Source organism: Streptomyces sp. NPDC017246 (assembly GCF_044331325.1).
GTDB lineage: Bacteria > Actinomycetota > Actinomycetes > Streptomycetales > Streptomycetaceae > Streptomyces.
Genome location: NZ_JBIRMW010000009.1, coordinates 268,329 through 279,630, shown reverse-complemented (window position 1 = coordinate 279,630; position 11,302 = coordinate 268,329). Strand labels below are relative to the sequence as shown.

Sequence of the window (11,302 nt, the reverse complement as noted above, 5' to 3'; positions counted from 1 at the left end):
CGCGCCGTCGAGCGCGCCGTTGGCCAGGCGAGATCATCCGCCGAGCGCGGTCGGGCCGAGTCCGGACGGCAGTTGGCGCACCGCCACCGCCACGGCCTCCCGCGCCGTGGCGAATTGGCCAAGGTCCTGGCTGATGAAGCCCCTACCCACTCCGTACGTGCCGTCGCTGTTGGCGCTCAGACATGGCCCGACGACGGTCAGGTCCGGGCGGGTGGTGGTCGAGAAGCGCAGCGCCCAGTGACTTGTGAACGGGTAGAGGGTGCGCAGCGCCGGCTCGGCGTGCGCTGCCTCGATCAGGTTGTGGTACGTCTCCTGCCAGGCGTATTCCAGTTCGGCCGCCTCCTGGCGCATGCCCTGCCATTCGGATTCCGTCAAGCGCGCGGGATCGTTGTCGGGCACCTCGAACCGGCCGGTCAGGTGCACGAAGGGGGCCGCCTGTCGGATGTCACCCAGAGTCGCCCCGTCGTGCCAGGCTCGGGCGGCCCTGGCGACCTCCACCAGGTCGTCCGTCCCGCCGTCGATGAGGGGCATGCCCTGGAACGCCTCCTCGCCGCGGATCGACCACCGCCGTTCGTGCGGCCAGGCGCTGATCGCCAGCGGCTCGCGGTGCGGCAGGCAACTCGCGACGGCCGCGTGGCGCAGCGGAGCGAAGTCCGGGGACGTGACGGGGACGGCACCGAGGCAGCCGTCCGCCTCGGCCCGGAGCGCTGCGGCGAGGCTGCCGCAGGCCGCGACGTCGGGGTACAGGACGGAGGGATCGGGAGGTGTAGGCACGGCTCCTGATTGTTCCCGATTCGCCGATGCCCAGGGCAAACGGATGGCACGCCAGAGGCCTGGGCGGCTCCATCAAGGTGCCGATGGCACCCGGTCAGGCCGTACAGGACGTCGGACCGCTCAGCTCTGCTCATGATCCGCCAACCAGAATGCTCGGTCACACCCCGGGCTCGCTCGTCGGCCACCTGGCCCACTCGGTGGACCGCGGGATCACTTGATGAGCCGTGGACCGGGCGTCCACGCGGGCCCGGAGGTACGGCACACGACCGCGGTCACGCGAAGCGAGCGGTCGAGGCGGCCCGGTCCACGACCGGGTGCGCCGGGCGCCGCGGCCGCGCATGCTGGGCCTGTACGGGGTGCCGGACGGGGCGGTTCCACACTCGCCCACCGGCACCCCTTTGCATGACCATGCGAGATGATGCATACTCTTCCTATGTCCAAGGTCCTCACCTCCCTGCCCGCCGGCGAGCGCGTCGGCATCGCCTTCTCCGGCGGCCTCGACACCTCCGTCGCGGTCGCATGGATGCGCGACAAGGGCGCCATCCCGTGCACCTACACCGCCGACATCGGCCAGTACGACGAGCCCGACATCGCCTCGGTGCCCGGCCGCGCCAAGACCTACGGTGCCGAGATCGCGCGCCTGGTCGACTGCCGCGCGGCACTGGTCGAGGAGGGTCTTGCCGCACTCACCTGCGGGGCGTTCCACATCCGCTCCGGCGGCCGCGCCTACTTCAACACCACGCCGCTCGGCCGTGCCGTCACCGGCACCCTCCTCGTCCGGGCCATGCTCGAGGACAACGTCCAGATCTGGGGCGACGGCTCGACCTTCAAGGGCAACGACATCGAGCGGTTCTACCGCTACGGTCTGCTCGCCAACCCGCACCTGCGGATCTACAAGCCCTGGCTCGACGCGGACTTCGTGACGGAGCTCGGCGGCCGCAAGGAGATGTCGGAATGGCTGGTCTCCCACGACCTGCCGTACCGCGACAGCACCGAGAAGGCGTACTCCACCGACGCCAACATCTGGGGCGCCACCCACGAGGCCAAGACGCTGGAGCACCTCGACACCGGCGTGGAGACCGTCGAGCCGATCATGGGCGTGCGGTTCTGGGACCCGTCGGTCGAGATCGACACCGAGGACGTCACGATCGGCTTCGCCCAGGGCCGGCCGGTGTCCATCAACGGCAAGGAGTTCGCCTCCGCCGTCGACCTCGTCATGGAGGCCAACGCCATCGGCGGCCGCCACGGCATGGGCATGTCGGACCAGATCGAGAACCGGATCATCGAGGCCAAGAGCCGCGGCATCTACGAGGCGCCCGGCATGGCCCTGCTGCACGCGGCGTACGAGCGGCTGGTCAACGCGATCCACAACGAGGACACCCTCGCCCAGTACCACAACGAGGGCCGGCGCCTCGGCCGGCTGATGTACGAGGGCCGCTGGCTGGACCCGCAGGCGCTGATGGTCCGGGAGTCGCTCCAGCGCTGGGTCGGCACGGCCGTCACCGGCGAGGTCACGCTGCGGCTGCGGCGCGGCGAGGACTACTCGATCCTCAACACGACGGGGCCTGCGTTCAGCTACCACCCGGACAAGCTGTCCATGGAGCGGACCGAGGACTCGGCCTTCGGCCCGGTGGACCGGATCGGCCAGCTCACGATGCGCAACCTCGACATCGCCGACTCGCGCGCCAAGCTGGAGCAGTACGCGGGCCTCGGCCTGATCGGCACCTCCGACCCCGCCATCGGTGCCGCCCAGGCGGCCGCCACCGGGCTGATCGGCACCATGACGGAGCTGCCCGAGGGCGGCGCCGAGGCCATCGCCTCCCGTGGCGAGGTCTCCGGCGACGAGGAGATGCTGGACCGCGCCGCCATGGAGTTCGGCACCGACTGACCCCTCCCCGTCGAGCCACTGGCTCGACACCCCCGGAAGGCCGGCTCGACGTCCCCCGCGTCGAGGCCGGCCTTTCCGTTTTTCCGGGGCGCCCCGGGGCGCATGTCCGGGGTGTCCCGGGGACGTTGTCCGGGGTGCCCCGGGCGCTTGTCAGGGGTACCCCGGGGCGCTTGTCCGGGTGGGCGGGGCGCACGTCCGGGTGGGCGGGACCGGTTCTGTCACATCCCGGTGGACCCCCACGTCAAGTCGGTGACGGAACCGACGAGGAGTGAGGCGCCATGCACGACGACACCTTCCTGACCGCGCTGACCGGGTGCTTCGACGCCGACGAGGAGCGGCTGCGGCGCGTGGCCCTGCGGATGACGGGGTCGCGGGCCGCGGCCGAGGACGTGCTCGCCGCGGTGCGGGCCGGACTGGGGCGCCACGACGGGGCGTCGGTACGGGTCTGGCTCACGGCGCTCGTGGGGCAGGAGTGCGTGCGGGGGCTTCAGGAACGACAGGCGGGTCACCCGGCCGGTCCGGACCGCTCCGCCCGGAGGGCAGGGGCGGACAGCGGGGCGGCCGGTGGCGCGGACGGTCGGGCAGGCGGGGACGGGATCGAGTCCGTCTGGCTCGCCCTGTTCTTCGTACTGGAATCCCTCGGTGCCGAGGAACGGCTCGCCTTCGTGCTCCACGACGTGTTCGGGCTGCCGACGAACGAGACGGCGCGGATCGTCGGCGGCTCCCCCGGGGAGGTGGCCCGGCTCGCCCGGCGGGCCCGGGAGCGGATGCGGGGCGCCGGGGCGGACCGTACCGCGGGCGACGTGGGGCGACAGCGGGCGGTGGTGGAGCGGTTCCTGGCAGCCGCACGCGCGCGTGACGCCCGCGGGCTCGCGGCCGTCCTCGACCCGGACGTGATGGCCTGGTCCGAACGGGGCCCGGTGCACGGCGCCCCGGCCGTCGCCGAGGGCGCGGCGGCCTTCGCACGGTTCGCGGACGTGTCCCGGCCCGCGCTGGTCGACGGGGCCGTAGGAGCGGTCGCCTTCGTGGACGGCCGGCCGGTCTCCGCGGTGGCGTTCACCCTCCGCCGGGACCGCATCGTCACGGTCTCCCTCACGACCGGGGAAGACCGGGTACGTGCGCTGGACCTGGCCTTTCCCGACTGGTGAAGGCGTGAAGGCGCGGGAGCGGGGTGAGCCCGGCTCCCGCGTCCGGCGTCTCCTTCCGCATCGCTCAACCCGTCGGGCTCGCAGACGTGGCCGGCTGACCCGCCCGGGTGTCGGGCGGTGGGGCGGCCCGGGACGCCAGTTCCTCGCGCAGGCGCGTGAGGCGGGCGATCTCCTCGTCGAGGGCCGCGATCCTGCGGCTCACCACCGGGGACGCCTGCGCACAGACACCCTCGGGGACCTGGCGGGAGCGCAGCGCGGCGACATCGAGAAGGGGCAGACGGTCCACGCACGCGCGTACGTCCTCGATCGTCAGCCCCAGGGCCAGGAGTTCCCGCACGACCCGGACGCGTGCCACGTCGTCCGGGCCGTAGCGCCGCTGGCCGGTCGGGGTGCGGACCGGTGGCGGGAGGAGCCCGCGCTGCTCGTAGTAGCGCAGGGCGCGGGGTGTGGTCCCCGCCGCCGCGGCCGCGTCACCGATCCGCATGTCGCCCACCCTCTCTCGCCCCTTCCCTCTCACCGAGGGGATGCCGAGACCGCCCCCGGTGACGGAAGCCTCAGGTCAACTCGACCACGACCGCGCCGAGATGCCGTCCCTCCATCACCTCGCGCAACGCCTCGGCGGCCCGTTCCATGCCCGCCACCCGCACGTGCGGGAAGGTGATCGCCCCGGCACGGAGCCACTCGCCGAAGCGGGCCCGCCACTCCCCCTCCGTCCCCGGGTGGTCGAGCGGGCTGAAGCCGCGCAGCGAGACCCGCTTGAGGACGAGGGAGTACGAATCCAGCTCCACGCGCGCGGTGGCTCCGGTTCCCTCGGGGTCGAGCTGTCCGGAGAGCGCGCCGACGAGTACCCCGCGGGCCCCCGGGCGGGCCGCCGCCACCGCCGCGCTCAACTGCTCGCCGCCGACGGTGTCGAGGAGTACGTCGAGGCCCTCCGGCGCGGCCTCGGCGAGCTGGGCGGCGAAGGAGCGGTCCGCGCCGCGGACGACGGCCGCGTCGTAGCCGAGTTCGGAGACGAGCCGCCCGGCCTTGGCCGGTGAGCCGGTGCTGCCGATCACCCGGCCCGCGCCGAGGAGCCGGGCGATCTGTCCGGCCATCGTGCCGACGGCGCCGGCCCCACCGGTCACGAGGACCGTGTCTCCCGGGCGCACCTCCGCGCCCCTGGTGAGGGCGGCGTACGCCGTCCACCCCTGGGAGAGATGGGCGACGGGGTCGGGCAGCGTGTCACCGAGCGGCGTGCAGGCGGCCACCGGTACGCACGCGTACTCCCGCCAGCCCTGCCAGTGGGAGACGAGCTCCCCGGGGCGAGGACCACCGTCGTGCGTGCTCGACACGACCTCGCCGACGGCCGCGCCGAAGAGCGGGTCGCCCGGCTCGACGGACGGGAAGTGAGCCCCTTCGACCCCGCCGCCGATGAGAGTGCGCAGCGCGGCGGAGACGGCGAACCAGCGGTTCCTGACGAGGACTTCACCGGGCGCGGGCACGGGCACCGCCGTGCGGACGAGGTCGAGGTGCTCGGGTCCGGGGAGTCCGCGCACGGGTCGGTCGCGCAGCCGGATCTCGCGGTGGGTGGCCATGGGACGCTCCAGGAGGCGGGGTGATCAGGTCGGCCGGACCGTAAACCCTGACCCGTGCGTCAGGGTCAAGACCGCGGGGCTGGAGGTGCGGTGGCGGACCACCGAGCGGGTGTCCGGCAAGCACGACCTGCTCATGGTCGGACCCGCGGACGGCAGCTGGCATTTCGAGCTGACCCGTGATCCCGAGCATCCGGTGGAGCCGGCTGCCACCGTGGAGGACCTGTTCGTCGTCTACCTCGGGTCACCCGTCGAGGAGGAGCAGGTGGAGCGGCTGCTCGCCGCCGGAGGGACGCGGGTGGCCGCGCACAATCCGTACTGGGACGAGTACGGCGTCACGGTGACCGATCCGGACGGGTACCAGCTCGTCCTGTGTTCCCGCACCTGGGAGATATGAAGCGGGGGCGGGGCCGGAGATTCCTCTCCGGCCCGCCCGTCCTCTGTCCCGCTCGGCGCCTAGGCCGTGCGCACCGCCCGCAGCACCACGAACTTCGGGTCGCTCGCGACCAGTTCGCTGTTGCCGAAGATCCGGCGGAGGGTGACGTGGTAGCCGAGGTGCCGGTTGCCGATGACCCACAGTTCCCCGCCGGGCCGCAGCGCGCGCCGGGCGTCGGTGAACATACGGCGGGCCGTGCGGTCGGTGGTGGCCTGGTGGGTGTGGAACGGCGGGTTGTTGAGGACCAGGTCCACCGAACCGGCGGGCAGGTCGGAGAGCCCGTCGCCGACGATGAACTCGGCCTTGCGTCCCTCGCCCACGTGGGTGCGGAAGTTCTCCTCGGCCGAGGCGACGGCCTGGTAGGACTCGTCGGTGAAGACCAGCTCCGCGTCGGGCTCGGAGAGGGCGATGGCGAGGCCGACCACGCCGTTGCCGCAGCCGAGGTCGGCGACGCGGGCCCGGCCGAAGCCGCCGGGCAGGTTCGCGAGGAGGAAGCGGGTGCCGACGTCGAGACGGTCGGCGCAGAAGACGCCGGCGTGGTTGGTGACGGTCAGTCCGGGGAGACCGGGCGCGGGGGTGTCCGCGGGGAGGTCGTACCGGTGCGGCCAGGGGTTCGGACGCGGGGTGGTGGCGGGGTCGGGCGTGGTGTGGATCAGCCGCGCCTTCTTCACCGCGAGCGAGGTCCGGGTGGGTCCCAGGATTCGCTCGAAGAGCCGGAGGGTGGAGGTGTGGATCTCCTTGACCATGCCGGCGCCGACGACGACCGTGCCCTCGTGGACCGCGGGCGCGAGCCGGTGCAGCTGGTCCTCCAGGAGCGCGAGGCTCTTGGGGACCCGGACGAGGAGGACGTCGATCCGCCCGGGCGGCGGGTCCTGGGTGGTCAGCAGCCGGACGGCGTCCGGGGCGGCACCGGCGCGCGCGAGGTTGGCGCGCGTGGCCTGCCGGCCGAGATACGAGTCGGAGATCTGGACGAGCTCGCCGGGACCGGCGGCCTGGAGTGCGGTGACGAGGGCTCCCCAGCGGTCGCCGAGGACGGCGACGGTGCCGGACAGGTCGGTACCGCTCTCGGCCAGATGGCTCAGGAGGTACTCGTCGGACGCGTCCCAGGCGCGCAGCTGATCGCGCGGGTCCTCGGGATGGCGGGTCAGCGTGAAGGCGCCCCATGACGTGGTCAAACGGTTCATCGTGCTCTCAGGCTAGCCGGTCGCGGGCATCCTCTCCTCCCGCGACGTGTTCGCCGGCGGCTGTGGCGAGTCCGTCCCGGAGCACGGCGAGGAGGCCGGGGACGTCCCGGGCCGAGGGAAAGCGGGGGGCCGACGGCCGGGGCGGCGGTCGTCGGGGTGAGCTCGGCCGCCCTCCGTAACGTCGCCGGGTCCGTACCCCCGGCCTCGACGACGCTCCGCGGCGAACGTGAGGAGCGGGTGGGGCGTACGAGCGCACGCGCACCGCCGGAGGAGTCGTTCAGCGGAGGGCGGTGTCGAGCTGGAGGTGCCAGAGGCCGGGGCGGCCGGTGAGAGTGACGGTGGAGAGGGGGCGGACGTCGACGTTCCAGTACGTGGCGGGCGGTGCCTTCAGGGCGTACACCAGGGCGGCCCGTACGACGGAGGGTTCGGCGACGGCGACGATGGCGCCGTCGTCGGCGGGGCGGGTGTCGAGCCAGTTCCCTATTCGGGTGATGAAGGCGAGGAGCGGTTCACCGCCGTGCGGGGCGGTGCGGGCGTCGGTGAGCCAGGCGTCGACGGCCGCGGGTTCGAGGGCGGCGACTTCGGCGAGGGTCAGGCCGCGCCAGCGGCCCATGTCGCAGTCGCGGAGCGCGGGCTGGGCGAGGGGCGCGTAGCCGAGGGCGGTGCCGGTGGCGCGGCTGCGCGGGGTCGGCGAGCAGTAGCGCAGTTCGGCCGCGCCGAGCGGGATGAGCGCGGGCGCGGCCTGCTGCACCTCGTACCAGCCGGCCTCGTCGAGCGGCCGGTCGTCGTCGAAGCGTTCGGCGAGCAGGGAGGAGCTGCGTGCCGCCGTGACGAGCGTCACCCGAAGACCCATGGCCGCGATCGTGAGGCCGAAGGCTCCGCAGGTCAAGGGGTGATTCCCCGGGACCCGAGGGGCTCCGGCTCACTGCTGCCCGAGAGCCATCCACTTGTCCGGATTCTGTAGTGGCGTGAAACCGACCTTCTCGTACACACCGTGCGCGTCGGCGGTGGCGAGCATGACGCGGCGCAGCCCGTACGGCGCGAGGTGGTCGCGGACCGCGGTGACGAGTGCGGTCCCGAGGCCGGTACCGCGCGCCGGACGGTCGACGTAGACGTCGCAGAGCCAGGCGAAGGTGGCGTAGTCGGTGACGACGCGCGCGTAGGCGGCCATCTCGCCGGTCTCGCGGTGGTAGGCGCCGAGGTTGAGTGACCCCGCGATGGCGCTGTCCTGCTTCTCCCGAGGTCGGCCGAGGGCCCAGTAGCTGTCCGTGGACAGCCAGTGATGGACGCGGGCGGCGTCGATCCGGGCGGCGTCGGCTGAGATCTCGTACGCCCCGTGCATGACGGACGTGTCGCTGGTCGTGCTCTCGCTCATGACCGAAGGCTTCCAGTGACAGCGGGGCTTGTCAGGCGAATTTGCCGGGCCGGGAGTCCGGCGGCGGCGGGTGGGGAGCGGGAGCGCTCCCCATGCGGCCCGCGTCTCGCGCTCAGGCGGTGAGCTCGTCGATCGCCGTTCGCAGGCGGCGCACCCCCTCCACGATCTCCGTGGGGCCCGCGACACCCGCGAAACTCAGCCGGATGTGCCCGGCCGGCGGCTCGGCGCAGAAGTAGGGGCGGCCGGGAGCGGCGGCCACGCCGGTCCGCAGGGCGGTGGCGAGGAGCGCGGCCTCGGGGACGCCGTCGGGGAGCCGGAGCCAGAGGTGGTAGCCGCCGTAGGGCACGTGGGGCAGGGCGAGCATGGGCAGGTGGTGGGCGACGGCGCCGGTCAGCAGGTCCCGACGGCTCTTGAGCTCCTGGGCGACGGCCCGCAGATGGCGGTGCCACGCGGGCGAGCCGACGAGTTCGAGGGCGGCCTCCTGGAGGGGCCGGGGAACGAAGAAGCTGTCGACGACCTGGATCGCGCGCAGCCGCTCCAGGACCGGACCGCGGGCGGCGAGGGCGCCGACCCGCAGGCTGGGCGAGGTGGCCTTGGTGAGCGAGCAGACATGGACGACGACCCCGTCGGGATCCTCGGCGGCGAGCGGGGCGGGGAGCGGCGGCGCGTCCTCGTGGACGAGGCGGCGGGCGAAGTCGTCCTCGACGACGAAGGCTCCGGCCGCGCGGGCGATACGGACGACCTCTCGGCGCCGCTCGGGCGCCAGGACCGCGCCGGTCGGGTTCTGGAAGAGCGGCTGGCAGACGAAGACGCGCGCGCCGGTGGCGCGGAACGCGGCTTCCAGGAGCTCGAGGCGGACCCCGTCGGCGTCGGCGGGGACGGGGACGGGGCGGAGGCCCGCGGCGCGGGCGACCGCGAGCATGCCCGGGTAGGTGGGCGACTCGACGAGGACGGGCGTGCCGGGCGGGCCGAGGGCGCGCAGGGCGGTGGTGATGGCGGACTGGCCGCCGGCGGTGATGAGGAGATCGGCCGCGGTGACGCTGCCGCCGATCTCGCGGGCGAACCACTCGCGCAGCTCGGGCAGCCCGTCGGTGGGCGGCCTGCCCCACGCGCCGGGGCGGCGCCCGGCGCGGGCCAGGGCGGCGGCGAGCGCCCGCTCCGGCTGGAGGGAGGGGTGGAGGTAGCCGCCGTTGAACTCGATCACGCCCGGCGGCGGCGCGGAGAGGGTGACGAGGACGCCCGAGGCGTCGACGGCCCGGGGGACGAGTTCGGTGGCGGTGTCGGCGCTGAGGGCGACCTCCTGCCAGGAGGTGTCCCCGGTGGCGGGGGTGGCGGCACGGGGCTCCGCGCGGAAGGCGCCGGCCCCGGGACGGGTGACCACGAGCCCTTCGGCGGCGAGCTGGGCGAGGGCTCGGGTGACGGTCACCGGGGAGACCCGATAGCGCTCGACGAGTGTGCGACTCGACGGCAGCTTTCCACCGGGCGAGTAGCGGTTCAGCTCGGCCCGCAAGGAATGCGCCAGTTCCGCGACACTGCTACGCTCGTTCATGAGAGCACAGGATAGCGCTACTGCCACCACGACGATAGCGGTCACCGCCTCTGGCGACAGCGGCGCCGGCCACGGAAGGGTCCGTGCCGGAAGCGCGCCCACGGGAGGCGTCCGCACCGGGGACGTCACCGCCCGGAGCGCCACGCTCCCGGCCGACGGGACCGCCGCGGTCGACACGACCGCCGCGACCGCCGTGGCCACCCCGGCCGACACGAGCGGCAGCCGTACCGACCCGCTCCCCCGCGGCACCCTCCTCGCCGCCCTCGGCGTGGTCGCCTTCTCGCTCACCTTCCCGTCGACCGTCTGGGGCCTGGAGAGCTTCGGCCCCTGGTCGCTGGTGGCCGTGCGCTCCACCCTCGCCGCGCTCATCGCCGGTGCGTTCCTCCTCGTGGGCCGCGTGCCGCTGCCCGAGAAGCGCCACTGGGCGGGTCTCGCGGTGGTCGCCGGCGGAGTCGTCATCGGCTTCCCGCTCCTGACGACCCTGGCCCTGCAGACCTCCACCACCTCGCACGCCGCCGTCGTCGTCGGTCTGCTGCCGCTCACCACGGCGACCTTCGCCGCGGTGCGGACCGGCCGGCGCCCGTCCCGCACCTTCTGGTTCGCGGCCGTGTCGGGCGCGGTCGTGGTGATCGCGTTCACGCTCCAGCAGAGCGGCGGCGCGGTCTCCCAGGGCGATCTGTACCTCTTCGGCGCGCTCCTGGTGTGCGCGGCCGGGTACACCGAGGGCGGGCGGCTCGCGCGCCTCATGCCGGGCTGGCAGGTCATCGGCTGGGCCCTGATCCTCTGCCTGCCGCTGATGGCGGTCGGTTCCGCCGTGGCGCTCGCCGTGGAGCCGGTCCATCTGAACGCCCACGGCGTCATCGGCCTGGTCTGGGTCGCCGCCGGCTCCACGTTCTTCGGCCTGTACGTCTGGTACCGGGGCATGGCGGCGATCGGCATCCCGAAGGCCAGCCAGCTCCAGCTCGCGCAGCCGCTGCTCACCCTCTTCTGGTCGGTCGTCCTGCTCGGCGAGACCCTGCCGCTCGCGGCCCCGATCGCGGCGGTGGCGGTCCTCGTCTGCATCGCCGTGACCCAGCGGGCGAAGAGCTGACGCGACGGATCGGGGTGACCCACGTCACAATGGCAGACATAGGCCGCGAACATCACAAGCCCGGTCGCGAGGAGGCCACCCCGATGCAGGCGAACGTGGGCGACAAACTGCTGGTGCACGGCCGGACCGTCGGTCATCACGACCGTACGGCCGAGGTCCTTCAGGTACTGGGGGAGAACGGCACCCCCCCGTATCGCGTGAAGTTCGACGACGACGGTCACGAGGCCCTGATGTCGCCGGGCCCCGACACCGTCGTACGCCATCATCCCGAGGCAGGTGCGAGCTGA

At 73.5% G+C, this 11,302-nt stretch carries 12 protein-coding genes; 5 read left to right on the top strand and 7 right to left on the bottom strand.

Annotated features, from left to right (window positions below):
* Positions 1 to 33: 33 nt before the first annotated feature.
* Complete coding sequence (locus tag ACH4MY_RS22725) at positions 34 to 774, bottom strand: DUF6193 family natural product biosynthesis protein (protein ID WP_398005538.1); 741 nt, start codon at positions 772 to 774, stop codon at positions 34 to 36.
* Between the two features lie 433 nt (positions 775 to 1,207).
* Here ACH4MY_RS22725 and argG point away from each other — a divergent pair, with 433 nt between their 5' ends.
* On the top strand, positions 1,208 to 2,662 hold the full coding sequence (argG, locus tag ACH4MY_RS22720) for an argininosuccinate synthase (RefSeq protein WP_398005537.1): 1,455 nt from the start codon (positions 1,208 to 1,210) through the stop codon (positions 2,660 to 2,662).
* A gap of 278 nt (positions 2,663 to 2,940) precedes the next feature.
* Entirely contained in the window at positions 2,941 to 3,810 is an 870-nt protein-coding gene (locus ACH4MY_RS22715) for an RNA polymerase sigma factor (RefSeq protein WP_398005536.1), read from the top strand.
* Between the two features lie 64 nt (positions 3,811 to 3,874).
* On the opposite strand, the gene ACH4MY_RS22710 is transcribed toward ACH4MY_RS22715, so the two are convergent.
* Together ACH4MY_RS22710 and ACH4MY_RS22705 are read right to left on the bottom strand one after the other, a co-directional pair.
* Positions 3,875 to 4,294 (bottom strand): MerR family transcriptional regulator, encoded by a 420-nt coding sequence (locus tag ACH4MY_RS22710; protein WP_398005535.1) that lies wholly within the window; start codon positions 4,292 to 4,294, stop codon positions 3,875 to 3,877.
* A 70-nt stretch (positions 4,295 to 4,364) separates the two neighbouring features.
* Entirely contained in the window at positions 4,365 to 5,384 is a 1,020-nt protein-coding gene (locus tag ACH4MY_RS22705) for an MDR family NADP-dependent oxidoreductase (protein WP_398005534.1), read from the bottom strand.
* A gap of 85 nt (positions 5,385 to 5,469) precedes the next feature.
* Between ACH4MY_RS22705 and ACH4MY_RS22700 the strand changes: the two genes are divergently transcribed.
* The gene (locus tag ACH4MY_RS22700; protein WP_398005533.1) at positions 5,470 to 5,778 is read left to right on the top strand and encodes a VOC family protein; all 309 of its coding nucleotides are present in this window, start codon (positions 5,470 to 5,472) and stop codon (positions 5,776 to 5,778) included.
* Positions 5,779 to 5,837: 59 nt separating this feature from the next.
* Here the strand turns inward: ACH4MY_RS22700 and ACH4MY_RS22695 are convergent, their stop codons facing one another.
* From ACH4MY_RS22695 to ACH4MY_RS22680, 4 genes are all read right to left on the bottom strand, one after another.
* Positions 5,838 to 7,001: a methyltransferase gene (locus tag ACH4MY_RS22695; RefSeq protein ID WP_398005532.1), complete on the bottom strand. Its 1,164-nt coding sequence runs from the start codon at positions 6,999 to 7,001 to the stop codon at positions 5,838 to 5,840.
* A gap of 277 nt (positions 7,002 to 7,278) precedes the next feature.
* Positions 7,279 to 7,854, bottom strand: a complete 576-nt coding sequence (locus ACH4MY_RS22690; RefSeq protein ID WP_398005600.1) for a histidine phosphatase family protein — start codon at positions 7,852 to 7,854, stop codon at positions 7,279 to 7,281.
* A 69-nt stretch (positions 7,855 to 7,923) separates the two neighbouring features.
* Positions 7,924 to 8,376, bottom strand: coding sequence for a GNAT family N-acetyltransferase (locus ACH4MY_RS22685; RefSeq protein ID WP_398005531.1), 453 nt, complete (start codon positions 8,374 to 8,376; stop codon positions 7,924 to 7,926).
* 112 nt (positions 8,377 to 8,488) lie between these two features.
* On the bottom strand, positions 8,489 to 9,925 hold the full coding sequence (locus tag ACH4MY_RS22680; RefSeq protein WP_398005530.1) for a PLP-dependent aminotransferase family protein: 1,437 nt from the start codon (positions 9,923 to 9,925) through the stop codon (positions 8,489 to 8,491).
* On the opposite strand from ACH4MY_RS22680, the gene ACH4MY_RS22675 reads away from it, so the two are divergent.
* Together ACH4MY_RS22675 and ACH4MY_RS22670 are read left to right on the top strand one after the other, a co-directional pair.
* Complete coding sequence (locus tag ACH4MY_RS22675) at positions 9,924 to 11,015, top strand: DMT family transporter (protein ID WP_398005529.1); 1,092 nt, start codon at positions 9,924 to 9,926, stop codon at positions 11,013 to 11,015. The two genes, ACH4MY_RS22680 and ACH4MY_RS22675, sit on opposite strands and share 2 nt — an antisense overlap.
* Before the next feature lie 83 nt (positions 11,016 to 11,098).
* Positions 11,099 to 11,302, top strand: a complete 204-nt coding sequence (locus tag ACH4MY_RS22670) for a DUF1918 domain-containing protein (RefSeq protein WP_189832405.1) — start codon at positions 11,099 to 11,101, stop codon at positions 11,300 to 11,302.